The organism is Nitrobacter vulgaris (assembly GCF_031453995.1).
Taxonomy (GTDB): domain Bacteria; phylum Pseudomonadota; class Alphaproteobacteria; order Rhizobiales; family Xanthobacteraceae; genus Nitrobacter; species Nitrobacter vulgaris.
Genome location: NZ_JAVDPZ010000045.1, coordinates 1 through 23947, shown reverse-complemented (window position 1 = coordinate 23947; position 23947 = coordinate 1). Strand labels below are relative to the sequence as shown.

At 56.3% G+C, this 23947-nt stretch carries 28 protein-coding genes and 4 pseudogenes; 14 read left to right on the top strand and 18 right to left on the bottom strand.

Annotated features, from left to right (window positions below):
• Nucleotides 1–53 precede the first annotated feature (53 nt).
• The 4 genes and pseudogenes from GGQ85_RS18545 to GGQ85_RS18530 all read right to left on the bottom strand — a co-directional run.
• Nucleotides 54–491: a DUF262 domain-containing protein gene (locus GGQ85_RS18545; protein ID WP_309775766.1), complete on the bottom strand. Its 438-nt coding sequence runs from the start codon at nucleotides 489–491 to the stop codon at nucleotides 54–56.
• A gap of 27 nt (nucleotides 492–518) precedes the next feature.
• Complete coding sequence (locus tag GGQ85_RS18540) at nucleotides 519–1775, bottom strand: type II toxin-antitoxin system HipA family toxin (RefSeq protein WP_309775765.1); 1257 nt, start codon at nucleotides 1773–1775, stop codon at nucleotides 519–521.
• Nucleotides 1772–1999 (bottom strand): helix-turn-helix domain-containing protein, encoded by a 228-nt coding sequence (locus tag GGQ85_RS18535; protein ID WP_079445523.1) that lies wholly within the window; start codon nucleotides 1997–1999, stop codon nucleotides 1772–1774. Before GGQ85_RS18535 ends, GGQ85_RS18540 begins: the two co-directional genes overlap by 4 nt.
• A gap of 163 nt (nucleotides 2000–2162) precedes the next feature.
• Nucleotides 2163–2396, bottom strand: a pseudogene (locus GGQ85_RS18530) (DUF488 family protein); the annotation flags it as partial.
• A gap of 49 nt (nucleotides 2397–2445) precedes the next feature.
• Here GGQ85_RS18530 and GGQ85_RS18525 point away from each other — a divergent pair.
• The 4 genes from GGQ85_RS18525 (at nucleotide 2446) to GGQ85_RS18510 (ending at nucleotide 5723) form a co-directional block, all read left to right on the top strand.
• A complete protein-coding gene (locus GGQ85_RS18525) occupies nucleotides 2446–2748 on the top strand; it encodes a phage integrase central domain-containing protein (protein ID WP_374708924.1) in 303 nt (100 codons plus the stop codon).
• 6 nt (nucleotides 2749–2754) lie between these two features.
• Nucleotides 2755–3207: a tyrosine-type recombinase/integrase gene (locus tag GGQ85_RS18520; protein WP_309775768.1), complete on the top strand. Its 453-nt coding sequence runs from the start codon at nucleotides 2755–2757 to the stop codon at nucleotides 3205–3207.
• A gap of 617 nt (nucleotides 3208–3824) precedes the next feature.
• A complete protein-coding gene (locus GGQ85_RS18515) occupies nucleotides 3825–4100 on the top strand; it encodes a helix-turn-helix domain-containing protein (RefSeq protein WP_079445524.1) in 276 nt (91 codons plus the stop codon).
• 564 nt (nucleotides 4101–4664) lie between these two features.
• A complete protein-coding gene (locus GGQ85_RS18510; RefSeq protein WP_079445547.1) occupies nucleotides 4665–5723 on the top strand; it encodes an AI-2E family transporter in 1059 nt (352 codons plus the stop codon).
• 278 nt (nucleotides 5724–6001) lie between these two features.
• Here the strand turns inward: GGQ85_RS18510 and GGQ85_RS18505 are convergent, their stop codons facing one another.
• Nucleotides 6002–6622, bottom strand: a complete 621-nt coding sequence (locus GGQ85_RS18505; protein ID WP_079445525.1) for a hypothetical protein — start codon at nucleotides 6620–6622, stop codon at nucleotides 6002–6004.
• Nucleotides 6623–6635: 13 nt separating this feature from the next.
• Nucleotides 6636–6953 carry a hypothetical protein gene (locus GGQ85_RS18500; protein ID WP_079445526.1) on the bottom strand — a complete coding sequence of 106 codons (318 nt, stop codon included), beginning with the start codon at nucleotides 6951–6953 and terminating at the stop codon, nucleotides 6636–6638.
• A gap of 202 nt (nucleotides 6954–7155) precedes the next feature.
• On the opposite strand from GGQ85_RS18500, the gene GGQ85_RS20965 reads away from it, so the two are divergent.
• The 4 genes from GGQ85_RS20965 to GGQ85_RS18475 all read left to right on the top strand — a co-directional run bounded on the left by GGQ85_RS20965 (nucleotide 7156) and on the right by GGQ85_RS18475 (nucleotide 10383).
• The gene (locus tag GGQ85_RS20965; RefSeq protein WP_244553388.1) at nucleotides 7156–7662 is read left to right on the top strand and encodes a YidB family protein; all 507 of its coding nucleotides are present in this window, start codon (nucleotides 7156–7158) and stop codon (nucleotides 7660–7662) included.
• 566 nt (nucleotides 7663–8228) lie between these two features.
• Nucleotides 8229–8684 carry a hypothetical protein gene (locus GGQ85_RS18485; protein WP_309775763.1) on the top strand — a complete coding sequence of 152 codons (456 nt, stop codon included), beginning with the start codon at nucleotides 8229–8231 and terminating at the stop codon, nucleotides 8682–8684.
• Between the two features lie 290 nt (nucleotides 8685–8974).
• The gene (locus tag GGQ85_RS18480) at nucleotides 8975–9358 is read left to right on the top strand and encodes a hypothetical protein (RefSeq protein ID WP_309775762.1); all 384 of its coding nucleotides are present in this window, start codon (nucleotides 8975–8977) and stop codon (nucleotides 9356–9358) included.
• An 812-nt stretch (nucleotides 9359–10170) separates the two neighbouring features.
• A complete protein-coding gene (locus tag GGQ85_RS18475) occupies nucleotides 10171–10383 on the top strand; it encodes a hypothetical protein (protein WP_079445528.1) in 213 nt (70 codons plus the stop codon).
• A 143-nt stretch (nucleotides 10384–10526) separates the two neighbouring features.
• On the opposite strand, the gene GGQ85_RS18470 is transcribed toward GGQ85_RS18475, so the two are convergent.
• The 6 genes from GGQ85_RS18470 to GGQ85_RS18445 form a co-directional block, all read right to left on the bottom strand.
• Nucleotides 10527–10694: a DUF488 family protein gene (locus GGQ85_RS18470; RefSeq protein WP_309775761.1), complete on the bottom strand. Its 168-nt coding sequence runs from the start codon at nucleotides 10692–10694 to the stop codon at nucleotides 10527–10529.
• 85 nt (nucleotides 10695–10779) lie between these two features.
• Nucleotides 10780–11142 carry a DUF488 domain-containing protein gene (locus GGQ85_RS18465; RefSeq protein ID WP_309775760.1) on the bottom strand — a complete coding sequence of 121 codons (363 nt, stop codon included), beginning with the start codon at nucleotides 11140–11142 and terminating at the stop codon, nucleotides 10780–10782.
• A gap of 291 nt (nucleotides 11143–11433) precedes the next feature.
• Nucleotides 11434–11709 (bottom strand): hypothetical protein, encoded by a 276-nt coding sequence (locus GGQ85_RS18460; protein WP_079445529.1) that lies wholly within the window; start codon nucleotides 11707–11709, stop codon nucleotides 11434–11436.
• A gap of 184 nt (nucleotides 11710–11893) precedes the next feature.
• A complete protein-coding gene (locus tag GGQ85_RS18455) occupies nucleotides 11894–12253 on the bottom strand; it encodes a hypothetical protein (protein WP_079445530.1) in 360 nt (119 codons plus the stop codon).
• Nucleotides 12254–12746: 493 nt separating this feature from the next.
• Entirely contained in the window at nucleotides 12747–13061 is a 315-nt protein-coding gene (locus tag GGQ85_RS18450; RefSeq protein WP_244553389.1) for a hypothetical protein, read from the bottom strand.
• Nucleotides 13062–13408: 347 nt separating this feature from the next.
• Nucleotides 13409–13846 (bottom strand): hypothetical protein, encoded by a 438-nt coding sequence (locus GGQ85_RS18445; protein ID WP_079445532.1) that lies wholly within the window; start codon nucleotides 13844–13846, stop codon nucleotides 13409–13411.
• Between the two features lie 121 nt (nucleotides 13847–13967).
• Between GGQ85_RS18445 and GGQ85_RS18440 the strand changes: the two genes are divergently transcribed.
• Nucleotides 13968–14996, top strand: coding sequence for an IS110 family RNA-guided transposase (locus tag GGQ85_RS18440; RefSeq protein ID WP_309775759.1), 1029 nt, complete (start codon nucleotides 13968–13970; stop codon nucleotides 14994–14996).
• 516 nt (nucleotides 14997–15512) lie between these two features.
• Here the strand turns inward: GGQ85_RS18440 and GGQ85_RS18435 are convergent.
• The 4 genes and pseudogenes from GGQ85_RS18435 to GGQ85_RS18420 form a co-directional block, all read right to left on the bottom strand.
• Nucleotides 15513–15709, bottom strand: a pseudogene (locus GGQ85_RS18435) (Na+/H+ antiporter NhaA); the annotation flags it as partial.
• Nucleotides 15710–15784: 75 nt separating this feature from the next.
• Nucleotides 15785–16393: an IS3 family transposase gene (locus GGQ85_RS18430; protein WP_309775767.1), complete on the bottom strand. Its 609-nt coding sequence runs from the start codon at nucleotides 16391–16393 to the stop codon at nucleotides 15785–15787.
• Nucleotides 16394–16435: 42 nt separating this feature from the next.
• Nucleotides 16436–16582, bottom strand: coding sequence for a hypothetical protein (locus GGQ85_RS18425; protein ID WP_309775758.1), 147 nt, complete (start codon nucleotides 16580–16582; stop codon nucleotides 16436–16438).
• Nucleotides 16582–16932, bottom strand: coding sequence for a transposase (locus GGQ85_RS18420; protein ID WP_309775757.1), 351 nt, complete (start codon nucleotides 16930–16932; stop codon nucleotides 16582–16584). The genes GGQ85_RS18425 and GGQ85_RS18420 overlap by 1 nt, the downstream gene beginning before the upstream one ends.
• Before the next feature lie 167 nt (nucleotides 16933–17099).
• Here GGQ85_RS18420 and istA point away from each other — a divergent pair.
• Both istA and GGQ85_RS18410 read left to right on the top strand, forming a co-directional pair.
• Nucleotides 17100–18600, top strand: a pseudogene (gene istA / locus GGQ85_RS18415) (IS21 family transposase).
• Nucleotides 18600–18802: pseudogene (locus tag GGQ85_RS18410) on the top strand (IS21-like element helper ATPase IstB); the annotation flags it as partial. The pseudogenes istA and GGQ85_RS18410, both read left to right, overlap by 1 nt.
• Nucleotides 18803–19002: 200 nt before the next feature.
• Here the strand turns inward: GGQ85_RS18410 and GGQ85_RS18405 are convergent.
• The gene (locus GGQ85_RS18405; protein WP_309775756.1) at nucleotides 19003–19311 is read right to left on the bottom strand and encodes a hypothetical protein; all 309 of its coding nucleotides are present in this window, start codon (nucleotides 19309–19311) and stop codon (nucleotides 19003–19005) included.
• A 752-nt stretch (nucleotides 19312–20063) separates the two neighbouring features.
• The gene (locus GGQ85_RS18400) at nucleotides 20064–20369 is read right to left on the bottom strand and encodes a hypothetical protein (RefSeq protein ID WP_309775755.1); all 306 of its coding nucleotides are present in this window, start codon (nucleotides 20367–20369) and stop codon (nucleotides 20064–20066) included.
• Between the two features lie 458 nt (nucleotides 20370–20827).
• On the opposite strand from GGQ85_RS18400, the gene GGQ85_RS18395 reads away from it, so the two are divergent.
• From GGQ85_RS18395 to GGQ85_RS18385, 3 genes are all read left to right on the top strand, one after another.
• Nucleotides 20828–21382, top strand: coding sequence for a hypothetical protein (locus GGQ85_RS18395; protein WP_309775754.1), 555 nt, complete (start codon nucleotides 20828–20830; stop codon nucleotides 21380–21382).
• Nucleotides 21383–21481: 99 nt separating this feature from the next.
• Nucleotides 21482–21781 carry a hypothetical protein gene (locus tag GGQ85_RS18390; protein WP_309775753.1) on the top strand — a complete coding sequence of 100 codons (300 nt, stop codon included), beginning with the start codon at nucleotides 21482–21484 and terminating at the stop codon, nucleotides 21779–21781.
• Nucleotides 21782–22632: 851 nt separating this feature from the next.
• A complete protein-coding gene (locus tag GGQ85_RS18385) occupies nucleotides 22633–23643 on the top strand; it encodes a hypothetical protein (RefSeq protein WP_309775752.1) in 1011 nt (336 codons plus the stop codon).
• The last annotated feature ends 304 nt before the right edge of the window (nucleotides 23644–23947 follow it).

Below are 23947 nucleotides of genomic sequence, written 5' to 3'. Positions count from 1 at the left end.
AGGGAAAAGCGCGCTTCGCGAGCGGCCTCTGCCGCGCCCAGACTGGCCTGCTTTTACTCCGCCTCCGTGGCTTGGTTTTGCTCCGCCGTTGACACTCCGGCGTTTTCATATCGCGGTTCCAGCTTCAGGTTAGTCCGTGTCTCACCGCTGTTGTCGGTGTAGCTGGTCGAGATCAGGCCGCTAATGGTCTGCTGCTGGGTTTCGCCTCGAAACATATGCTTCAGCGCGCACAGCAACAGGAAGAAAGTAGTCAGTCGCTGCTGACCATCAATGACCTCGTAGTGGTTCTTCTGCGAGGTAGGGGATACCAGGATCGTGCCGATGAAATACTCACGTACATGGCCGTTGCCGATCTGCTCGTTTATATCCTCAAGGAGCTGGTTGACCTCCTTGTCGGTCCAGACGTATTCGCGTTGATAGTCGGGGACGATGTAGAAGCACTCCCGGAACGCTTCCTCGATGCTGTACTTATGGTTTTCGATGCGAGCCATAATCCCCCAGTCCTCTCCGTTAAAATCTTAAGCGTGTGTTATCCGCAGCAAATGAGCCGCACGGGTTTCGATGATGCCGCGAACGGTATTGAGGATTTCATGTGAGGTACCTGCATCCTCGAACTCGGCCAGAAGCTTATCGGCTTCACCTCTGATGCGCCCCGCAAGTTCAGTCATATCCTTGATCAGCAGACGCTGCGCGCCCCGCGTGTCCGGCACCAGCGTGAGCCAGTGCTTCAACTGGATCGTGTCGGGGAGGGACCGTCCACCGATAGCCATGGCGAGCTTTTTAGCCAGACGCGGATAGGCCGCCGTGCAGACGACATCATAGAGCGGCGCGAGGTCCGGAACCTTGGCGCGATAGAGCAAGGCGTAATTCTTCCCGTGAGCGTCCGCGTTGCCGACGAGGTAGTGGAAGATGAGCATGCGGATGAAGGCCAGCCGATCCGCTGCCGGGCGCGCCGTGGCACGGTCGATCAGGTCGAGCGACCTTTCGGCTCCAGGCCCGCCTTCTTCTTCATATTTGAGTTCCGGCGGCACGCTCAGCGCCTGGCAAAAATCCTCCTGATGCAGGCGTGTGATCGTCCCGTCTTTGTGCCGGGAGCGGTCGTAGCGCTCGATCAGCAGAAAGGGAATCGCGCCGCCATGCTGCATTTCAACGGAAGGAACCGGGAGTTTCAGGCGCGCCGCAAGGCGCAGGCAGAACAGTTCGTTCTCGACGGTGCCGTCGAGCGCCTGAATTAAGGGCTTTAGGATATGCGTTGTGGGGCGACCGCCCTTCGCAAGCCCGATGTTTTCCCCTTCAACGCAAACAGCGAGCTTGTCCTGAGCGCCTGCAAGTGACAAGCGAACCCCTTCCTCGCCGCCGAGAAGGGGGCGCTCGCGCAGCATGCCGAGGATTTCTTCGAGCCGCGCCGGGCTTAGTATTTCAACGCCGTCGCCATCCCACGACTGCGGCTCCTGACCGGGAGGATAGAGCGACAAGGCTCCCGCACATTCGCCGCCGATCACTTCGAGCAGGCCAAAGGCGTTGCCGGCTGAAATGCCGAGCGTGCCCGCCAGACGCTGCCGGGCACCTTCATCCGGCAGAAGGCCAGAAAAGAAGGGGCGCACGATTCGATCCGCATAGGGGGCTTCCTGCAACGGCATCGAAAAGGAGATGGCGCGCTGCTCTTGTCCAATGAGGTAGTTTGGATAGTAGGCGTAGCTGAGAGCGCCGGCCTCGTCCTGGCTGAGGGCACCGGCTTTCGCCTGGCCGAACCAGACATCCAGCAGGTGCGTCATGGGGTACTCTCCCATCGTCCAGCGACGGAGATGCTAAGACCCAAAGCTGTCGTCACCTGAAGGGCGCGACCGATCTGGCAACTTTCTTTGCCGGCTTCAAGCTCGCGCACGAAACGCACGCCGACCCCCGTGAGTCCGGCAAGCTGTTCCTGTGTCAGTTTTTGCGCCTTGCGCTCCTTGCGGATCAAAAGGCCGAGGCTTTTGCTGTCTGTGACCGGTTGCATGAATCATCCCTATCGGGACGATTGTAGCAGGCTCACGGACGAAAATCCATAAAAAGAACCGATCGGGACTATTTTTGTACAATCGCAGGCTCGCCGTAGAAGAGCATCCCGAGCGGGATGATTTTTCCTAGTGCGTGGCGCGACTCCTCGATACATCCGGCACTCAAGCCAGTGCGGCGGCCGGATATATGATCTTCCCTGACGCGGTTCTTTGCGCGCCGGGGGTCGGTTTGGCATGATCGGTATGTCCGACCGCCATGAGGTGATCCACAGCGTACCCGTTCATCAGCAGGTAGTCCGTGATGATCCGGCGATGGCATCGCCACCACACCGCTTCCGAACACATCAATGCCAGCCGCCGATCTTCGCCAAGCTCGACTAGTTCTTCGAACGCGGCGGCAAACGTGTCCGCCTTCGCCTAACTCGCCGAAGATCGGAGAGAGCCGATCTGGCCGACGAAAACTGAAACCGCAAGCCGGGTGCGTAGTCGGATCGAAGCTGTGCTCGATTGGGCTACTGTGCGGAAGCTGCGGGACGGGGACAATCCGGCGCGCTGGAAAGGCAATCTGCAACACGTATTGCCCGCTCGCTCCCGGCTTGCCAAACCGCAGCATCATGCCGCACTCCCTTATGCCGATATCCCAGCTTTCATGGCATTGCTTAGAAAGCGGGACGGCGTCGCAGCGCGTGCTCTTGAATTTACAATTCTGACGGCAGGTCGGACAGGCGAGGCGCTCGGCGCGCGGTAGAACGAGATCGATCTCTCGGCTCGGACCTGGACTGTTCCGGGTAACGGGATGAAAGCGGGCCGCGAACATCGCGTGCCACTCAGTGACGAAGCGGTTGAAATCCTAAAAGAGCTGCCGCGTGAAAAGAATAATCCGTACGTTTTCATCGGACCAAGAGCGGGCGGTCTGAGCAACATGGCAATGGCGGCTGTCCTGCGGCGGATGGATCGCTTGGACATCACGGTTCACGGCTTTCGGAGCACATTCAGAGACTGGGCGGCGGAGAGTACCGCGTTTCCAAACCATGTTGTAGAGATGGCGCTCGCTCACACCGTCGGCAACAAGGTTGAAGCCGCATATCGGCGTGGCGATCTCATCGTGAAGCGCCAGAGGCTGGCGGCCGATTGGGCACACTTCTGTGCGCGAGAAGGCATCGGGAAAGAAAGGTCGAGTGTAATACCAATTCGGTCGAAAACTTAAGGTAAGTCGTTCGTCATAACGATTTCACAAAAGCAGGTGCCCAGACTTATTGCGCTGGCTGGCTGCCCGGGGTCGGCAAGTCAAGCATCGCTCGGAACGTCGCCAAGCGTATGAGCGCCATAAGGCTGCGCATCGATCGTTTAGATGAAGGTTACGCCGAGACGGCGCTCGTCTCGCCAGAGAACCTGACACCGCGCATTAAGGCCCGCATTTGGAACACGCAAGGAAAACGCTAACGGTAGTACCGGCGCATCCCACGTCTGTATCGTTGCGGATGTGGGGGTGAGGTAACGAACCCTGCACCGCAGCGACGTTCCATCCAGCAGGATCTGACCTTGCTGTACGCTGAGCCGTTCCTTTGTCATTCGATCCCCCAAAAGAGTGCGCATCAGTTACTCACATTTTGTGCGATTCGCGCCGCAATTGTGGCATGTTCGCCGCGGATCTGTTGCACAAAGGATTTGTCGGTACTGCTAGCTGCGGTGGCCTATCTAGTTCGCGTTGTCGACCGCCGGGTAAGGTTGGTAGAGGCTACAGCATACGCTGCCTGCCCGCCTATCGTCACAATCCCAGCGCATCAAGAAGCATGTATGATTCGATCATAGAGGTCGAAAATATTGAACGGCTGGATTTGTGAGAAAGGAGCTGTTCCGAACGCTATAATCAGCGAGACGGGACTGATTGCCTTACTGATTGGACAAACGGTTGCTGAAGTTGAACGCGATCTCATTATTGAGACGCTGCGTGCTTGCAATGGCAACCGGACGCGGGCAGCAAAGACACTCGCAATTGCGGTTCGCACATTGCGTAACAAGCTCAATGAATATGAAGCCAAGGGCCTGGATATTCCCGCTCCCGTTCACGGCGAGTCAGAACTAATCACAAACCGTTAGCTGTTAACCGCTTACGATCTGTCAGTTGCAAAGAACAATCCAGGCTTCCGCGGACATCCTTTTCACGCTTATCGCGCAGCTGCGCCCTCGCTTCTCACTGGCACCTCTCCTTGAGAGCGCGCCTCTGGTCGGTCATGTAGCGTGACAGGCAGACCGATAAACGTGCTGCGTTAATTGCGGTCGGCCGGCCGCCTTTTGCTAACAGCCAAAACTTGTGAGTTCTCATGTTCATCCATCATGCCAGCAGAGTCTTCCTGGCTTTTCCACTCGGTCGAACATCTTTTGAACGCAGCAAATCGGGACGGTTTCTGATTGCCATTATCGCCGCGGACAGCGTTCTCGCGGTCGGAGCTTGGTACGCTGCGGCCTCGCAATCGGAAATTAGATGCGCGCTCGCTGGCCTGAGACCGCACGAACGCGTCGCGATTTTGTTGAAGTTGCTCGGCCAGGTCGAATTGGTTGAAGTGGCGATTGAGCGTTGGCAAGGATCGGACGACCGCTTCCGTACTTGCCAACTCCTTGATTGGTCCTACAACGCCATTGGAACGCGGGAACGAGCCAGCCGTGCGCAGGATTGAACATCAAGCCTTTCTGTTGCTGCTTGTCGCCGTCACGCTGGCTTTCGCCTGGGTTCTTCAGCCGTTCTACGGCGCTGTGCTCTGGGCGATCGTCATGGCGGTGATTTTTGCGCCAACTTATCGAAGGTTGCTCACATCGATGCCCGACCGGCCAAGCCTTGCTGCCGCGGTCACCGTTCTGATCATTATTGCGATCGTCATTCTGCCGCTTGCACTGATCACGACCTCCCTGGTTCAGGAAGCATCGATCGTGTTCGCGAAGTACCAGTCCGGCGAGTACAGTTTCGCTAACTACTTGCAGCGGATACTCGAGGCCCTGCCTGCCTGGGCAACCGGACTGATCGAGCGGTTCAACCTGACGGATTTTTCTGCATTGCGCGAACGGCTCGCGGCCGGGCTGATGAAAGGTGGGCAAGTTCTCGCCCCGCAGGCGCTCAGTATAGGGGTGAACACGTTCGACTTTATGGTCGGTCTTGTTATCATGCTCTATCTTTTGTTCTTCCTGTTGCGGGACGGCAAAGCACTGGCTGAAAAGATCAAGAAGGCCATCCCACTCCACAGCGACCAAAAGTCCGCGCTCTTTACGAGATTCGCTGACGTCGTTCGCGCCACCGTAAAAGGTGGGATTGTGGTCGCCATCGTCCAAGGTGCGCTTGGCGGCATTGCGTTCTGGTTCCTGGGATTCCACGCGGCACTGCTATGGGCCGTGGTGATGGCGTTCCTATCGCTGATCCCTGCGGTCGGCGCGACATTGGTCTGGCTTCCGGTTGCGATCTACTTACTGGCGACCGGCGCCCTATGGCAGGGGATCGGACTAAGCCTTTATGGCGTGCTTGTGATTGGATTTGTGGACAATCTGCTCCGCCCATTCCTGGTCGGCAAGGATACCAGACTGCCAGACTACGTGGTGCTGATTTCGACGCTCGGCGGCATCGAAGTCTTCGGCTTGAACGGTTTTGTCATCGGCCCGCTGATCGCGGCAATGTTCGTGGTGAGCTGGGAAATATTTTCGGCATCTCGGGGAGCCGTACAGAATGGCGGCTAACTGCAGCGCGGCGGAGACCGAATTAGCAACGGCAGCCGGGGTTATTGTAAGACCGCGGTTTCCTTCTGAGCTTTGTTCACTGTCACGCATGGGTCCGACAGATATTCCCCGAGTCGCGATCTTACGCCGTTCTGGGCATTTATCCGCCGGCATCATGTACCCGCGTTGGTGGTGCTCTCTAGAGGTGTGAGATTATGGATGCCTCTCTTCCCTACTGGCCCTTGAGATGCCCGTCATTGAAGGTGTTAGCGGCCCGCCACCACGGGCCGCTCAATTTTCTAGCGCAAACCACTGCCGTAGCGCTGTCGTTCTTTGCGGACCTCTTCCGCTCCATAAGGCTGACTTGAGGGATCGAACGATCTCCATCCCGTCTTTTGCCAGGCGGCGCGGCGTTCCTGCAGGTTAACTGCAGAATCATTCAATGCTGCTTCAAGGTGGGCTCGATCCCCCTCGTCGACCCTGGCTGACACAAGCGTCCCGCCGCGACGGACGCCTTCTGCGTATGAATGAGCGTCCTCTTCGGACACGCCGGCTTCGGTAAGGGCGCCGACGATGCCGCCGGTTGTTGCCCCGGCCGCTGCGCCGACTGCCGTCGACGCCAACCAGCCAGCCGCAACAACTGGCCCCAACCCTGGGATCGCAAGCAAGCCGAGGCCCGCCAAGAGTCCCGCGGCAGCCCCAACGCCGGCACCAATGCCGGCACCGGTGCCTGCGCCTTCTACGCGATCATCAACGCCATCGCGGTCCCGATCAACATTCTTATCGGTATTAAACCAGCTGTCCGAGTTATTCGCCACAAGGCTGATGTCCGATTGGGGTACTCCGGCGGTTTGAAGCCGTTGAACGGCCGCCTGCGCCTGCGTGTGTGAATCGTAAAGACGAGAAATCGTAACTGTCATCTATCAAGTTTCCTTACTGCGCAGAATGGACATTGCCCTGAAAATCAACGCTTACGGCAGTGGCGGTGCCGCCTTTGCTGGCCTTTCCACGCCAAACACCAGCGTTGTCCTTTTTCAAATCAGTGATGTTTGCGTAGCCGGCTTCCTGGAGTTTCGACTTAGCCTGTCCTTTCGTGAAACTATTGCGACCGGCCACCGGGGCATTCGCGTTGTTGTGGCCGGAACTGTTGATTGCGTTGTTGTTAGGTCCCGACTGCGCGGGCGGATTTTGCGCCGACGCAACGGTGATCGCCGACAGACTGAAACAGGCGGCAAGGAGTAAGCGTCTCATATTTCCTCCAGTGTTATAGAGACGCTCCTAACCCCTCGCGTGCGCTCAAGTTCCTGTGCGACCCGGAAAGGAAAGCCCGCCGCGTAGCCGCTAAGGGCAACGGCTGCGTCATGGGAGGAGACGGAACTAGCACTGGAAATAAACGTTGAGCGGGAGTTCTTGGCAGATGGGAGTAAATAATATGTCGCGAGGGATGCCATCAATGACAGCGTTGCTAGGCCTGCTCGCGTTGGCGGGCTACCAAAACAGGGACAAGCTTGCAGAGCTGTTAAATGGCGCAGGCGGAAACAAAACTCAGCCTGAGGTTGGAAAACAACAGGATCAACCCCTCGGCAACCTGCTTGGCCACCTAAGCGGCGTGTTGGCTGGTGGCGGCGTGGGTAGTCTCCTTAGCGGGGGCCTCAGCGAATTGCTCGAGCGGTTTAAGGCAAATGGGCAGGGAGATGCTGCCAATTCCTGGGTGGGCAAGGTCAAACCAGGAGCTTCCTGCGCCGCGTCTGAAGCAGGCTATCGGTGCGCTATCAAGACCGGCCAGACCCATGTGCAGGCTTATACCAGACCCCTTCTTAAGCTGATCGAAGAGAGCAAGATTGATCCGAGTTTCGTCCTCACGCATCCAGCTAGCCTTGAGGAAGCGCCGGCGATGTATAGGAAATTTCGCGACAAGGAGGACGGTGTGATCAAGGTCGTGCTCCGGCCCGGGCGATGATGAGCACGCGGGCGACGGTGTCGGTCAGTCACGACTGAGCGCGAAGGTCCGAGTCGAAACTGCCGGGTCCGATGCCGAAGAAACCAACAAAGATTGAAATCATTCAAGAAGGCGACGAGCGCTTTTTATTGAAGGTGTATGCCGACGGCAGCCAGGAGAGGGTGTGCATCGTGAAGCTCCCAAGGAAACCGCCGCGCTTTCGATATCGTAAAGTGAGCTTAGACAAGAGCAGGAAGAAAGGATTTTGATTTCACGTTAGCCAGCCGATGTTCCGGGAGTCCTCGGCGGGCGCTTCGCGCGGCCGAGCGCAATCACCGATACCCACGAAACATTGCACGATTTTGCTGAACAGCTTCAACGTCTATCGATGATGGTTTCCGCTGGTGATCTTGAAGGAGCGCACGTGTTGACGCCTTGAACTGACAAGCGGTGTTATTTGCGATTCTAACTATTCTTGTCGTTCGGCCGCTGTCAGGATGGCTCAGCCTTGCGGCCACGCCACGTCGTTGGGCGGAACGACTGGCAATTAGTTTTTCGGTATCCGCGGAATTGGTACTATCTATTATTTGGCGTATGCGCTCGGTAAATATTGGTTCAAGCAGGCCGACCTGTCTTGGAGCACGAGTGCGCTCGTCATTCCAATATCCATCATTCTGCAGGGAATTATTGTGACGCCGGCGATGAGATTCGTCGAACGCCGTCGCAGCGCAGACGAAAAAGGCCACGTAAGAGCGCATCCGGTCGGCACGAATGAAAAATTGTTCCGCTTAGGACGAGGGGCCGGGCTACCGCGGACGATGAATACTATGCCACGCGTATTGCCACTTCCGCGTCAGCGTCCAGATCTTCGAGCACAGCTTCAAAGCTGCAATTGCACTTTGAATGGCCGCGATTTGCGCCATCTACTGACCCGCTATCGCGCCATGCTTCCCCATCAGCGCGACAACCAAATCGCAACGCCGCTCCTTAAGTTAAATAAGGGGCAATCCGTGATCTTTCAGCGGCGCGGGCATTTTTGTTAATTTACTCGTCTGATAACCGTCAGGGACGGTTTGTGATAAGAAAAGGTTCTGGGACCAAAAGGTTTACTAGCGAACCATGTTGAATCTCGCGCGTTTAGTAAGGGAACAGGGAGGTCGCGATGGTTTCGGCACCAGGAATGTTTTTTGCAGGGATCGGCACTGCGGCCCTGCTCATTGGAGCGGGATTTGGAGGCGGGGTCCGGCTGGGAAAGGCGGCTGTCAATGCTCGGCCAGCGCGAACTGCCGAAGCGCAAGATAGCCTTCCTGCGGCTAGGGTGGTTCTACCTGCCATGGCGGATGTCACCCCGTCCAGCGACAGGCCGGCTGAAACCATCGTTAAATCGACGCCTCCACTACAAGTGGAGTCTATACCCGCTGTTGCGCCCGTTCCGGTAAATGATTTTCGCGAGCAGGACAGAGAAAGTGAAAAGCAGGCCGCGCGGCAGGCCGAAAAGGAGCAAAAGCAGGTTGCTAAGAAGGCGGCCGAACGCGAACGTCACAAGCGGTATGCAGCGCAGAAGGCCAGGCAGGAGGCCGCCCGCAGGCAGCAACACCAAGAGCAAGAATTGCGGCAACAGCAGCAGGAAGGGGTGGGGCGCTCACAACAACCAAGCTTAATGGCGTTTGACAGGACCCAAGGGCCGGCTGAGCAGATTTACTTCTTCGGGAGGTAACCATCGCTCATGCCGAACTTAGGAGGTGTCGGCGTCCAAAATCCTGCGCCGCTGGCCCTTGAGCACTTCAAAAGCTTTAAAATGCCACTCTTGCTTCCTGCTTAAGCGTGACTGTATTCAGTCAAGCCAACCGGTCATACGTCGCCTCGAATCAATTTTGGCTCTGATTATATCACCCAGCCGCAAGCGCCCGGCGCCAAACCCTCAGGTCATACCCACGCTCTGTGAACGGTTGTTTTCGGACGCAACGCCGGTAAGCTCGCGGCAAGCCCTAAGGCGTCGTCAACTAAAAGCGGCCGCGTCAAACAGCGCGTCACATGTTTGTAGTGGCTGATGTATCGGTCCGTTGATAGCCGAACTTCACACCTTATGAAGGTTCTAATCGCCCGGAACTCTAAGCGCGCGGCTCCGTTTCCCTCGATGGAAAGTGCTGTTCAAGAAGCGCGTGCTGCTGAACTGCTGTTGGGTGCCGCCGGTGATGGATTGCTCGTAAAAGCTCACTGCCGTCAGATCGCCGTCAGTACCGAAAAATGGGCTTCTTCTCCGAGCTCGGAACCCTTTCCAGACCTAAACGTCCCGAAAAAACCTGACCTAGACGTCCCCAAAAAACCTGCCTTAGACGTTCCGAAAAAGCCTGACTTAGACGTTCCAAAAAGACCTGAACTAGACGTTCCAAATCGCTAAACCGCCAAGGCGTCGCGGTCCTGGGCGAATGATTTGCCGGGTGGTCTAATGGGTTGCGCTGGACATGCCAACATTGCGCAAACGATCGGTAGATCGTTCAACAAGGGGCCAGGTGGAGGGAGAGCCCCTTGCGGCTCGTCGCCATGGGCAAAGGTCTGGGGGACATGAGAACGTTTTACGTTCGGAACTCCGACGATAACCAGCGGCTCCGTATTTACCTGTTTCTCTTTGCCGAATACGACGGCGAGGCGGGGGACGGTTGGTCGCGTTACCGGTGCGCACCTGAACATGAGAAGGCGTTCGAGGAATACACAAGACGCCAGGAGGTGCGCTGGGGTTGATCGCTCCGGCTTACGGGGTGATATCAGTTCAGAACTATTTTTTTAACGGTTGCCGCGGGTCGCTTTACGACGACCGGATTCGCTTCCTAAGAACGAAGCAGAGTCAAACCAGGAACTCTAAGCAATCACTGCTCCTCTAAGGTTTAACCAGGATAGCCAATGACCGCTCCTCGGCGTTCGGCGGAAGGCGTAATCTGAGCCTCAACGATCTTGCCGGGTTCGAGTATATGACCGACCGGAATCTGACGTGAGATGAGGTAGTCCGCGATAATTCGTCGGTGACATCTCCACCAAACGGCTTCAGCACACATTATCGCGGTCGATTAGCGCTGACTTGTTTCAATGAGATACTCCAGGCCGGCTATGAACTCTCTGCTCATCGCGTAATCGGCGCAGTTATAAAAGCCCTGATTTTGCCAGAACGCATTGATCTCCGGAGGGATTGTCTTGCTCTTTTCCCTTGTGACCGCCCAGCGCGGCGCAATAGACATATCCGATCTGGGCCCCCTCCAGAGCATTTACGAGATATTCCCGGTTGAAATGCGGAAACCCGCGTGATGTGGGCGAACTTCGGACATCAACCAATGTGCGGATTTCCGCAGCCATTAAGAGCTCAGTAAACTCGTCGATGGTTCGGGTGGAATGTCCCACGGTGTAAACGGGATTCGTCACGCTTCCTAACCACGCCCGGTAAGGAAAGTTCCTTCTGTGCCGACGTTCCTGGTGAACCAAGGTGACCGCGTCAGCGTTGCCGCGCATGCACCGAGTTTCTATCGTTGCTATAACGATCGGTATCGTGGTGCTAGTTGCACTGTTGCTGCGTGCGTTCGTATCCTATCCGGGCGCGGTCTGAACGGGCATTGCAAAAAGGCCCGCTGGAATGAATCGACAGCGGGCCTGATCGGGTCGGGGATCATATGGATTGTGGGTCCACCCGTTCCAGTTGAATCAATGCACTTTGATGGAGGGTTGTTCCCCTACGGCATTGCTCATCACCGATTGACCCCAAAAGGCACAGGCTTTTGCGAATCACCATCGGGCCGCGGGTACCTATTTTAATCGCTGGCGATTGCGAAAGCCGGCCTGTATTCCCTCCGCAGCGCTGACGGTGTGAGCCTCCTCGATAATCTTCAATATCTGATCGTGAACCGGTCGCCGCCTTAGTGGCATTTCGAGAGTGAGCTCCTCGGCGAGCACCTTCTCAATGTCCAACATGAGCTTAATATCCAGCAGGACCTTAGCTAGCACGTCGGCATTCTTACGAGGTGGCGCTGTGGCAACAGTTTCCGAGTGTGTCCCTGCGTTGTCGTTTGAAACTTGCTGCATCGTGTCCGATCCCATTTCTTTTGGTGTAGGCGGGCTTGGGCACGACGACAGCCGAAAATTTGAAGCGATACAATTTGAAAACATTGATAGTTTACGCGTTCTTACCAGATTAGAGAAGTGCGCATGCAGTCCTCTCCAACGTGTTGTAATTCGGCCCGCGAAACGTAGCAAGCGACGAGACGGATCACACCAGACGGATCGGAAGCGGCAACTGCATGTCGTGGTAGCGGCCTTCGTGGCGCTCCACGAACTCCTCCAAGTAGAACGGCACGTCGCGAAGTTGCAGATCGCAGCGCCGGCGGACCTCGTGCGCCACATCGGCCGAGACATCCTCCGACCATTTCTCTGATGTGTTGAAGCCAACGACCCGAACTGGGTTTTGATACCGCCCCTCAAGCATGCCCATGATGACCGCTTCAAGATCGGTTCGGTCGACATCTGTTTGGTGCCAAACGGAGCCAGATTTGTAGCTATCCAACACAAGATAGATCGTGTGATCGCGATCGTTCGGGACGATCGACGGCGTCCAACCGGATTCACGCATAATCGCCTCCACGCTCAGAACCGGGACTCAAGCTAGCACCAAGCGACTTGTTCCTAGCCTGGTGCCGGTTGTCGGCCCGCTCGATGAGCCAAAAACAAATCTAAGCGGGTTACAACTGCGGGACTCAGCGTTACCTTTTCCCCATCGTTTGTGGAGTATCGCGATGCCTTGCACCCTGAAAGACCTTGCCGATCTGACGGTAGCTCTGCGCCGGCAATCAAAGGCTGATGACGGGTGCGCTCGCGAGACCTTCACTACATCACGAGAGCAGGCTCGGAAGATGGCGAGGGCGTTTCTCGATCGTAGGAACGTGATGCTCTGATAGGCAATTCGCCAGCGACGCGACCTGCTTACCTGCGCTCTGTATCTCTTAAGATGGATCGGATAGACGAAGGCGTACAGCGCCTGGAACCTGGTTCGTGATCCAGTCAGGGACTGAGATGTAGGGCATTACAGGTGACGCCGGGTTTCCGAGTGGACGGTGCCATTGAGATCACAAGCCGAACTGCTTCATCGTGTATTGGACCAGACGGTTGATATGAGGAATGTCAGTGTGGTCGCTGATCACATCGAGCCCCTTACCGCCGCGGTCGTAAATCAAAGTGACCTCACCGACGCGGTGTTCTTCGACATTAAGGGTGAGTGTGTCCGTATTCGCGCTGAACATCGCGTTAGTTATTTCGGTGACATTCCGTGATCGGTTGACGGCCGTTTCATCACTGTCGTTGACTGAGATTAGAAAGCCATCGTTGACCGCGTTATTAACGAGCGCATTAGCGATCTGTTCGTCCAGTGGTGTCTTGCCCATCGGAGTCTCCGTTTTTTGTGCCTTGATCACGAGATCGATCTCAGCGCTAAGTGCGGCGCGACCGGCAATTTCGGCTCATGTTGCGATATCCGCTTGGCGAACGCGTGTATCTTTTTGGTCTTTGTTTATTTTCGCGGCGGCGTGGACGCGACAACGTGTGACGCAATCATGCGTCAGGATTGCGGTGTATCTGCTCGAACGTGAGTTGAATTTGCGGTACCTTCATGACGCGGTCCGCAGGTTTGCTGAACGACGCGGCATTCGGTCATCGCAAGACCGTGAGCCGATTTTCAAGGCTGGCGCCGGGTACAGGAACTTTGGAACGCTTCGTCACCCAAGTTGGCGCTCTAGCGACTCTCAAGGTCGGCACTATCGGCATGCGGGCTTTTTTGCCTCAGGCCCGGAGTAGGCCTGAACGCCTTCCAAAGAATCAAGATAAAGGCGCCAACCGCGAGTACGATACTCAGGGCGGCGATCACGATGGCGCGCTGTGCGGTATCGCTTGCCCGCTTTGCGTCCAGGTGGGCCTCGCGTTCCGAAGCAGCCAAGCGCTCGGCCGCCTTCGCGGATTGGACCTGCATGTTGTGGACGCGCCTGCCCAAAGTCCATTCGACGTAGCCCCTCAGCTTGCTGGTCGGAATCCCGAAGCATCTGATCGAATAGGCGCCCGTGCAGAAATCCTGCTGCTTGGCGAGGCGCGCCAACTGGTCAGGCGTGAGGTTCTCAATCTGCGGGACGATGTCGCGAGTGATGCTCTGCTTGGTAGAAGGTTCTGCGAGCCTCAACCGCGGCCAGTCGTATTCGCCCCCGTAATAATCGGAGACGATGACGTAATTGCGGTCGGCACCCGCGGCAAAATGGTCCGCTATCTTAAGCCCTCACGCAAGAACAAATCGGAGGGCTACCATGAAGCAGTATGTTGGGCTCGACGTCTCGCAAAAGGAAACCTCGGTGTGCGTTATCAACGAGGCAGGACAGATTGTCTTCGAGGGAAAGACAAAATCTGATCCGAACGCCTTAGCTGAACTGCTGCGCAAACGAGCACCATATACGGAGCGCGTCGGCTTTGAGACCGGGGCGATGTCGAGTTGGCTGTGGCACGAACTCCGACGGGTTGATCTCCCGGTGGTCTGTATCGACGCGCGACATGCACACGCGGCCCTCTCGGTGCGAATGAACAAAAGCGATCAGAATGACGCGCGCGGCCTTGCTGAACTGGTTCGGATTGGCTGGTACCGTGAAGTCAGGGTCAAGAGCGAGGAGAGCCAAAAAATCCGCGCCATTCTCGTTGCTCGATCTCGCCTCGTCAGCATTCGCAGGGACATCGAGAACCAGGTTCGCAGCATGATCAAAGAATATGGATTGGTGTTTCCGAGAGCCATCGCACTTCCGTTCAGAAAGAAAGTTAGTGAGCTGCTGGGCGGGGAGCATCAGCTCAGCGCTGTCATCGAACCGCTACTGGCGATCCACGAACAGGTTTGTCAGCAGCAAGGAAAGCTCGATAACCAGGTCCGTCAGCTGGCAAGGTCCGATGAAATAAGCCGTCGTCTCATGACGGTTCCTGGTGTTGGCGTCGTGACGGCGTTGACATTCCGCCACACCATCGACGATCCATCACGCTTCCGATCGGCCTCAACGGTCGGCGCCTATCTGGGCCTTACACCTCGACGTCATCAATCCGGCGATATCGACACGAACGGCAAGATCTCTCGATGGGGCGATCGGCTCCTGCGAACTTATCTGTTCGAGGCGGCCACCGTCCTGCTTTATCGAACCAAGAAATGGTGCTCTCTCAAAGCCTGGGGGATGAAGCTCGCAAAACGGGTCGGCATGAAGAAGGCAAAGGTTGCCGTTGCCCGCAAGATCGCCGTCATTCTTCACTGCATCTGGGTTGATGGTACTTCCTTTGAATGGGGACAGGCCGGCGCCGCCTGATCTCTACCGGCAAGTTCCTGGCCCAGCTTGCTGGGCTGGCGATGTCCCCGCTGGGACGGCAGTTGCGACGACCTCGTTTATTCGGCTGGTGGCGGCTCGTCCGCACTCCGCTGCAGACGTTGAGGCGTCCGACCCGGACATCATCATGAGGCGCTTGGCGACCTGGGAAAGGACCATGACCCCAGCGCCGGCATCTCAAGGAAGCTTGACAACATCACGCAATTAAAGGACCGAATAAATATCCCAATTAATGTCATCGGTGCGCGTGGATTCCGAAGCAGACGGAAACGCCACTATTGCCGACGCGGCTCCCGCGGCGGCGATGATGATTGAGCCCCTCAACATTTTTCTCTCCAAGTTGGGACTTTTATTATCCAACGCGCGCCGCCTTTGACAAATTGATTTCGGATCGTTCTTAAATTTGCAAGGAGCCCGTATCGCCAGCAACGCATCAAACGCAGCGCTGAGGCATTACTCGCAAACCGAAAAGCCACCAACTCACGATGAGAGGCAGCGCTATCGAGAAAAGCGAAACAGGCGGAGAACCAAATACCCCGCCAACCCTGAAGTCACCAAACCAGTAATATCCCGCACTTTACCCGAGCCAGCAGGGTTACATCTTCGAAGGCCAGCAGACCAATGAAGAGACTCATCGTGAAGCCGATGTCGCAGAGGAGCGAAACGCCGACCATTTGAGGCCATGTTGCATAGGCTCTCCGACACAACTAGGAGATCCCATGTCCGTCGCTCAAGCCGGTACTGGAGTGGGCCCCTGGTGCCGGACGGGATCAGACTGCTGATTTGACCATGGGCCGGATATGTTGCTCCTCGAACTGCACGGGGCTGATGTAGCCGAGCGCGGAATGCAGGCGGCGTTGATTGTAAACGTCGTCGATGAACCTGGGAAGTTGCTCGGCGATGTCGTCGAAGGTCTCGAACGCCATCGGATAGACCGCTTCGACCTTGAGTGTCTTCATGAAGCTCTCCGCCTTGGCGTTGTCGTACGGGTTTGCGCGCCGGCTCATCGAGCCGACCAAGTCATGGGCCGCCAGCAATGCTTGATAGATACCAGACGCGTATTGCGATCCGCGATCCGAATGATGAATGCATCCTGGTCGCGGGCGCCGTCGCTCGATCGCCACCTTCAGCGCCGCGAGCGCGAGCCGCGCGTCGATCGACCTGCCGATCGCATAGCCGACGACGCGGCGTGACCAGGCGTCGAGGATGATCGCCACAGAGGCAAAGCCGCCGATGACGGCGATGTAGGTCAGGTCCGCTACCCAGAGCTGGTCCGGGCCATCAAGGACGATACCCTTCGAACGATCCGGGAAGATGGGCTGATCATGGTCGCTGTCGGTGGTGGCGATATAACGCCTACGGCGGGCGCGGCTGCAGATCGTGCTCGCGCATCAGGCGCTTGATCCGCTTGTGGTTGGCGATCACGCCGCGATGGCGAAGCGCGCCTGCACGCGGCGCCAGCCATAGGCGTCGAACTCGTCGCAGATCGCGGTGATTGCGTTCAATAGCTCGATATCGCCCATGCGCGCCGCAGGCGCATCATAATAGGTTGATCGCGCGATGCCCATCAGCCGGCATCCTTCAGCGATGGACAGACCGCGGGGCCGGTGATCACGGATGTAGTCGCGCTTCTCTGCCGGGGTGCGTTTTTCAGAGCCCCTTTTAAAAACTCCAGCTCGAGCGCCTGACGGCCGACCAACCGCTCGAGCGCGGCGATCCGCGCTTCGTATTCCTGGACCAGATCTGCAGCGCGGGCGTCGTCGTCCAGCGCGCCGGTCTCGTACTTTTCGACCCAGATGCGGATCAGGTTACGCGAAAGGTCGTGGCGCTTGGCCAGGCCGTGAAGCGTCTCGCCACTCAGAAACTCCTGAGCGACCTGGCGCTTAAACTCAACGCTGTGGGATCGGTGTCTCGGCATGGGCTCTTCTCCAAAAGCCCGGCCACCCGGTCAATCCAACTCTGCTTACCCGTCCGGCACCAGGGGCCCACTCCATAGGCCGGGGGATCGGCGTCCAAAATTCAAAATTGACCCCCTATAGGTTGGCTGTTGCGCTGCCTGCTTTGTCATGAAGCAGGTGGTCGGGGATGCTGATCGTGGAGACGATTGCGCGGATACGGCGCGAACACTTCATCAAGGGCAAGACGATCAAGGAGATCGGCCCTGACCTGAAGGTGTCGCGGAACACGGTCCGCAAGGTGCTGAGGTCAGGAGAGACCTCGTTCGAGTATGAGCGTTCGATCCAGCCACGCCCCAAACTCGGGCGTTGGGCGGCGGAGCTTGATGAACTGCTGGCGGCGAACGCGGCCAAATCGGCTCGCGAACAGCTGACGCTGATCCGGATCTTCGAAGAGTTGCGCGGCGCGGCTATGACGGCGGCTACGATGCCGTACGGCGTTACGCCAGGCGTTGGAGCAAGGAGCGCGGGCAATCGACCGCGGCGGCTTATGTCCCGCTGAGCTTTGCGCCGGGTGAAGCCTATCAGCTCGACTGGAGCCACGAGATCGTTCTCCTCAACGGCGTGACCATGCTCGTGAAGGTCGCTCATGTCCGGCTGTGCCATAGCCGCATGCTGTTCGCTCGGGCCTATCCGCGCGAGACGCAGGAGATGGTGTATTCGACGCCCACGATCGGGCGTTCACACTGTTCAAGGGGACCTGCAGTCGCGGCATCTACGACAACATGAAGACGGCGGTGGAGACGATCTTCGTGGGCAAGGATCGCCGATACAACCGCCGCTTCATGCAGATGTGCAGCCATTACCTTGTCGATCCGGTCGCCTGCACACCGGCGTCGGGCTGGGAGAAGGGCCAGGTCGAGAACCAGGTCGGGCTGGTCCGGGAACGCTTCTTCACGCCGCGGCTGCGGTTCAAAAAACTGGACGAGCTAAACGCCTGGCTGCTCGACAAATGCATTGCCCACGCCAAGGTTCATCGACACCCGGAACTGGCCGATCAGACGATATGGGATGTGTTCGAAGCCGAGCGCCCCAAGCTCGTTCCCTATGCTGGTCGGTTTGACGGCTTCCACGCGGTGCCGGCATCGGTCTCCAAAACCTGCCTGGTACGCTTCGACAACAACAAATACTCGGTCGCGGCCAGCGCCGTCGGGCGTCCTGTCGAGGTTCAGGCCTATGCCGACCGCATCGTGATCCGTCAGGACGGGCGCATCGTTGCGGAGCATCCGCGATCGTTCGGACGCGGCGAGACGACCTACGATCCCTGGCACTACATGCCGGTGCTCGCGCGCAAACCCGGGGCCTTACGTAACGGCGCACCCTTCAAGGACTGGGTGTTGCCGGCCGCGATCGAACGGATCCGGCGCAGGCTCGCCAGCACCGACGACGGCAATCGACAGATGGTCCACATCCTCAATGCGGTGCTGACGGACGGTTTGTCGGCGGTCGAAGCCGCCTGCGCCGAGGCGCTTGGTCACGGCGTCCATTCCGCTGACGTCGTTCTCAACATCCTGGCTCGCCAACGCGAACCCGCTGCACCGACCAACATCATGACGCCGGCGGCACTGACCCTCCGCCATGCGCCGATCACCGATTGCGCCCGCTACGACAACCTCCGGAGGACCATCTGATGGAACGAACCCAAATCTTCGACCTCATGGGTGAGCTCAAACTCTACGGCATGAGGGCTGCCTTCGACGAGATCATGGCGACGGCCGTCAAGCGCCAGCACGAACCTCAGCACATCGTCGGCGACCTGCTAAGCGCGAGATCAACGAGAAGCAGGCGCGGTCGATCAAGTACCAGCTCACCATCGCCAAGCTGCCATCGGCCAACCGGCCAAGCATATCATCTAGTGCTTGAGCGATAACCTTGCGTTTTCGTCAGTTGTCCCGCCGTCGGTAAACCTAGCCTTAAAATGATGATCGATGTGCACGGGCGTGCGCCCGGCGCATAAGTCAGCATCATAATAGACGAAACCAAATTTCCGCTCATTCTGCCGGGACGCGGCGTCACTTTGAGAAAGGGCGCGGCTAATCAGTTCGCCGCGCTGCTTGGGCAGCCTCACCTTTTTTCCGAGAGCAAACGATCGCCGTCATTCGAAGTGGGGGTGACGTGCCGGTCTCGGTGGCTTCTCGAAAAACATCATCGCCTTTGAGCGGGAACATGCCGATGCCGCCGTCTTCTTTCTGCCAGACGCCCCAGACGACGTCATGACGTTCGAACAACGAGTCCATGAAAATCTGAGCGTCCTCATCCGACTTACTTTGAACTATCTTGTTGTTCTGATTTGCAACGAAGATGTTCTTTTCTACAAGCGCGCGAATTTGGTCGTCTGACATCGAAATACTCCTCCCAAGCTGATTGCTTCGCCTTCAGCCCGATCTCCCCAAACCACCGCCCAGCGACCGCCGACAACTGCCTATCTCGACGGGCCCACCAAATCGCCGATACACCAACTTTGAAAGGTCGACAATCATCGCAATGTCTATCGTCGTGGTTCAATGTCAATAACGCGAAAGTACCAAGGCTCGTCAGTTCAAACGGCAGATCTCACGAAAGCCGCAAGAGAGGATGGCGATGCTTGACAAAACTCTATTCCTCGCAGTTTTCGTCATCATCCCTTCGTCTCAGCCGGATCTTCAAAGGGCGTATGGTTTCGAAGCGAAAAACCTCATTTCCCCAGCCCATGCATCCGTCGCGTCGATAAGACTTTGAGGCAACCTAATCGCGACATGCACGCACCGTGAAGTGGTTCAATCAGTACAAAGGGCTATGGCTTCCTCGAGCCAGAGAGGCGGTAAGGACGTGTTGGTCTGCATCCGCCGGGGAGAGGTCAAGGATCACTGGCCTGGCGGAGGGCGCTAAGGTGACCTTCTGATTCGTGGCGGACCGCGGCAAATAGAGCGCAGGGAACCTGCGATAGCCGCTCCCTACTGCAATCTATCACCGACTATGTCAGTTGCTGAACCAGCTCACGTCCGATGAATTGAAAGCCCTTTGAAAGTCCCTCAATCTTTTTATGGTGACGTAATAGCCTTCGTACAGCCGCGGAGTAAGCTCGTCGCGGCCACTCGTAGAGGCAAATAGGCCGTTACTTGGGCAAGGACATTGCCACCGCTCGAATAAAAGGCACTTCGCTCATGGCGTGCTCTTTTGGATAGCCAGCCTTTATCAAAATCGCAGGCACCATCGAGATGACGTGCATGGCCTGCTTCTGATACCGAGCATTAGTCATAAAAATCTCGAGGATTTTGGTTGGGTCACGCTCAACCGACTCCGCCAGATAGGCGCAGATTTCGGCTGCGCACTTTCGATTGAGTGGATCAGAGTTTCGCTTGCCGTTGACTACTAGGTAACCTGCTATAGCAACGGCCACGATACCGAGAATGATTTCCATGAAAGGCCCTCCGATTGAAACTCGCCTAGTTATCCTTTTGTCGCTCCAACCTTGGATCTCAAACCGGACAACGGCCGCGCGCGGCAAGGCTATGTCCAAATAATTCGGTCGACGGGTGACAGCCAATTGGGCAAGATCTGCACTCGGGAAGCGCATTTAAAAAGCCGATCTGTCTGTAAAACGGATACGCTCTTACGCGCCCGTTTCGTCAATTGACTAATCGTATATTCTGAAATCAATTCGGTGGTTATAAAGCGATGCCAGATTGGTCGCAGTTCGTCTTTGACGCATACGCCAATAATACGAAAAATCTATGTGAACATTTGCGTTCTCGCGATTGCTCGCTTACCCCAATCCAGCGAGGTCAGGTTGCCGAGCTCATCGAACGAAAGATAAGCCGCAAGACTGGCAGAGGACCAAGACGTGGCAAAAATCTCCTTGTGACGGAGCTCAGGGAAATGCTCGAAAATTCGGCACCGGCAGAGCACCCGCATGCGAACGAGCAACTCCCATCGACGAGCTATATTGATGTCAAGCGCAAATCCGTCCTCCGATATAAACCGCGAACATCAGAAATGCTTCAAAGGAGGCTTAGGATAAGCAGCTGGGCTTTGGCAGTCACCAAGGCCAAAGATCGCGATATACACAGCCTCTGCGAATATCTTCGCTCCGCTGATTTGCCTCTCGATCACGAACAGCTGGAGGACCTATCCGAACTTATTGACCGTAAAATAAACCTCAGACTTAAGCCCGGCAAGGATCGTGAGGCGCATAGGGGACGAAAACCGGGTCGGTTTACACCGCTAGAGGAACGTGAAGGGGTTATCACAACGAGAGTGGCAGTAGCTGCCATAAAAAGGCGCCGCCGCAAGTTTGGAAAGATGTCGGGGGTTAGCGTCGAGGAGGAAGTTGAAAGCTTCGCGAGTTTTTGCTCCGAAGCGGGAGACGAGGTCGATATAAACAAAGCGAAAGCGGTGGCTTCTATCCGTCGAGGAAAGCGCCGCAGTAAGTAACCCTGCTTTTTCGCGCTTAATTGCGAATTGGCGGTGAAGACCGCGCCAACAACGTCCGGTATGGTCCGCGTCAACTTTTTGACGTCCGGAGAAAACCACATGCGATTGTTGCGGAGGAACACGGTCTATGGTCCACACGGTAAGTTGCCGGTCGGCCGAACAAAATTCAATGACGATTACGTTTATCGTGAAGGTGGGGCCGAATTTATTCCCGGCACCAGCATCCCGCGGTTACGCCCGGTGCGCCTTGGCCCGAGAGCTATAGCCTTCGCCGAAGATGAAGTTGAAGCGGTGATTGAGGCGCTCCGTCGCGAGAGCCTGACGCGCGAGATGGGGAAATTCAACGCATCGAGCGGCGCGCGTCGCAAAATCCATGATCGAACTGGCGCCCGCGGATAGCGATAACGGGCTCCGGACGAAAAAACGATCCGACTTTTCGGCACCGCTTGAAACAATCTTGATCGACATCTCGATTCTAATCACGAACCCGTATGGTTCACGTAATGCAAGGGGACAGGCTCATGACTAGTAGCTCTGAGGATCCGCGCTTAAATCGGAAACAGGCAGCAGAATATCTGCAGACACTGGGTTTCCGTTGCTCAGCAAAGACACTAGCCAATTGGGCAGCAGCTCGAAATGGAAAAGGGCCCGAGTACCGATATTTTGGACGTCACCCTATGTATTCTATAGCTGATTTAGATAAATGGGCCAATTTGCATCGCAGTCCGCTAACAACTTGTCCTAAAAGAACGCCGCGACGAACAGGAAACTATTCAAGCTCGTCGTCAAGTACTCGAGATGGAAACGGCTCATGTTAGGAATCTTGTGAAGGGGTGGTAACGCCTTCGGGTGGTCAAGGGCCGCGCTAAGCCACCACTCAGCCGGCGCACCTAATGCTAATGGCGACGCGATCGCCATACCGCTCCAACTACCATCTGCCCGAGGAAGTCAAAGGAATTTGTGGGAAGCCGAAGGAACTTTGCCGTCTGCGCCGCCGTGGTTGCGCACGGGTGGCGGCTAATATCCGCCGGCCTTTCCCCCCGTTACAATCGATTTAAAGCATCCGCGCTCCCTGAGGGGCGTCGTGAGGGCTTAATTCCCGACCCAAAGGTCATTCCGAACGGCTAGATAGCGTCGTACCGGTCGTGGGCGAGGCGTCAAGCTGAAGAATTTTCCCGTCCCCAATCGTCGCTCGCGGCAAGTGACAAATCTAAAGCTTTGCAAACTTCGACCACTCATGGAGGCACTACATGCCGCATGTAACAGAGCGTACTTTGCCATTGCGTCTACGAATTCTCACCGCGAGAAAACATGCTCTTGAGAGCGAAGTTTGCGCATACAAAGCCTTCGATGGGAGACAATGGCGAATAGAAAACAAGCGATGGCTCCAAGCGTTCAAGCCTGAAAGGGTCTATCATTATTTTGATAAAGTTCGTGTTTGGTCAAAGGAGATCATCTGTAAGATTTTGATTTGTCGGCTGATAGAGGCATGCGGTAAAGTTATAGAAACACGAAAGTCCGCCTTCTTTGATCCTCGCTACAGACACCAATTAGAGATCTATCAACTTCGTAGCTCGGCGTTCCGGATCCTTTGTGAGCTACCGGCCGATGCGATCGTAACGTATGTCGAAGTAGCTTGTGACGTCATTTGTCCGGATGTATGGGAGCTGGAACGTATCGCTCAAGCGTTCCTAATCGGTTTTTTGCAGCCGCACCATCGTGGGAAGCAGGCTAAGGTCTACCCCTCTGCGGGTCCTCCGCTTGGGTTATCCGGATTCACGACGCGCAAATGCCCTACGAAGGGCTGTCGCCGGAGTGGGTTTTGGTTTCAATGGTACATCGACAAGAAGGGCAAGATCAACCGCGAGCCTAATTGCTTTCACTTCGAAGGAAAGCATGAGGGCAGACGCGCCGTAAAAAAATTAAAGATCGATCATCCTCGCGATCTAGCTCAATTTTCATTGAGTGCATACTTCAGGAAACATGCGAGCACACTTTACGAAATAGATCTGGAGCGGTTCGGTCGCTGGCATTCTAATCGCCGTACGGGCGGAAAGCGAAAAAAGCCGTACATCGACAGATACGGAGTCAACCGAGATTCCTACCGGGGTCATCTGCTTTATCGCATTTATTCTTTGCATCCTGAAAGTGCTTATTGGCCAAGCAGGTCGCTGCAGCGCTTCACTGATAAGTTCGGACGAGGGCCATTTTTGAAACCTTACTTTATTATGTTCATGGTGACCAATACCAACACATCTTAAATAGACCCTTTTACATCGAGCTAACTCTAGCTATTTATGTACACATCGGACCAACAAGAGCCGCAGCTATCGCATTCGCTACACGGCTAAACAACCTGATGAGAATTTTGAGCCATAAGCCCCGCTCATCAGTGAACGTCCGTCCAATCACTAATAATAGAGCTTTCGGCCAACACTGAAAAACTCCGCAAGAGACAAGAGAATAGACCCTCAGAGCCTGTTTGGAAAATCAGGGATGAGCGTTTCTGCGGATGAGGACACCGGCCATGGCGACATGGATCATGGCGGTTGAGACATCGATGCG